1 pseudogene is annotated in these 1,688 nt (G+C 37.2%); it reads right to left on the reverse strand.

Annotated features, from left to right (window positions below):
* Positions 1-259: 259 nt before the first annotated feature.
* A pseudogene (locus tag FZ952_RS11445) lies at positions 260-1,519 on the reverse strand (glutamate-cysteine ligase family protein).
* Positions 1,520-1,688: the final 169 nt, after the last annotated feature.

Here is a 1,688-nt window from a genome sequence, read left to right on the forward strand (position 1 = left end):
CTACAACTTCAGTTGTAGTGCCCTGCACATTGGTTCGTCTTGTTCAGTTTTCAAAGGTCTTTGTCGCCCTCGCAAGCGACAACTATATCAGTATATCACCTCAACTAATTCTTGTCAATACTTTTTTTGAACTTTTTTTGCTTTTTTGAAACTTTTTTTCAAACCAACTTTGCGATAACCTTGAAAGTTCCTTAAAGGACTAGGGTTTAGCACTAAAATGAAACACTTAAAACATTATTAGAATTCCAAAGGGAGTCTATTAATACAAAGATATGAGATACTTTTCTTCATGCATTTTCCGTTTTTGCAAGCCTTTGATAGCAAGTTGAAGAAGATCGTATGAAAATTTTTGAATGTTTTTTTCCTCGTTCTGTGTAAGTTTGTTTTTCGAATACTGTCGGCGCAAATGTTTATAATCCCGCCCTTCCAGCCTGAAAAACTCACAAGCTTTAAGATAGGCCTCTGTTTCCTCTAGATTCACTAACAATCCTAAATGAAAGGCTGCTGGTGCAAATGTCTTAGCGAGAGGCTGAACACAAGTGCTTCTAAATTCAACAGTGCCTCTTGTCGTTAAATCCTGATATTGGTAGCTTCTGTGATGACTAAAATCTTCTGCGCACGGAATGAGAAATCTTTCGTCCCCCCTCAAATTATAGGCCTTGATTTGCACCTGCTTTAGATATTCTCCAGCCGATAGGAGGAAAATAGTAGACATCTCCCTCTCGTTCAGCATTAAAAATAGCTGTGTGATTTAAATATTGAAAAAATCTTCTTCATCTGTGAAATCATAGGGATTGACACCGACATTTTCTACTAACAAGCCATGCATGGATTCTTCCCAGAAGCGGTCTCTGGAGATTCTAGTGTTGAAATCTTCTGCTGTCAATTCCGAATTGGCAAAAAGATAGGCTTTAGCAGCCTCGATTTGATTGAAGGTATTGATTACCTGTATGAAATTTGCCCGTGAGACATCCAGCTGGACTTGACTTCCACAGATATAGCCGCCATAATCAGGATAGCGATGGAAGAAATCTCCTCCAATTTCCTCACTCAAAGTTAGATACTGCATCAACATTTGATAGCGGGGATATTTCACAGGAGCATTATTATTCTCCTTCCAGAATGGATGTAAACCCTGACCCTGAAGCTCATGATGGTCTTTGTGTAAAATCTTTTGAATAGTGTCTAAGTAGTGATTGAAGCGTCTTTCAACTTCCTGAATTGTTTTCGCTTTTTCGAATGCGAACTCTAAAATATTGTAAGATACTTCAAAGAGAATACGATCTTCGCTATCTGGAGCTTTTAACTGAATAGGATTGCCATCTAAATCCCTGCGTTCTACAATAAAACCATAGTTTGAATTTAGCCTTGACAAGAGCTCTTTTGTTACACGGGTATCTGTCGCCCCTCCCTGAAGATTCACAATTGGAAATTCTAACTCAATCCCGATATATAAGTCTGGATTTTCTTTTATATTGACTAAATAGCGCTCTTTCAAAATATCAATTGAATCTTGCATTATTCTCTCCCTAATTTCAGAAAGTTTCTCATTTGTTTATTTAGGCTCTATAATTTCTGTAGTGGGTAAATCCACCGCAGGGATTATGGAGCCTATTTTGTTGTCTTGAATATACAATATAAGTGCACAATAAAAACTCATAAGATTTTCTAGTAAAATAGAATTGAAC

It is taken from the genome of Streptococcus sp. Marseille-P7376 (assembly GCF_902460385.1).
Classification (GTDB): domain Bacteria; phylum Bacillota; class Bacilli; order Lactobacillales; family Streptococcaceae; genus Streptococcus; species Streptococcus sinensis.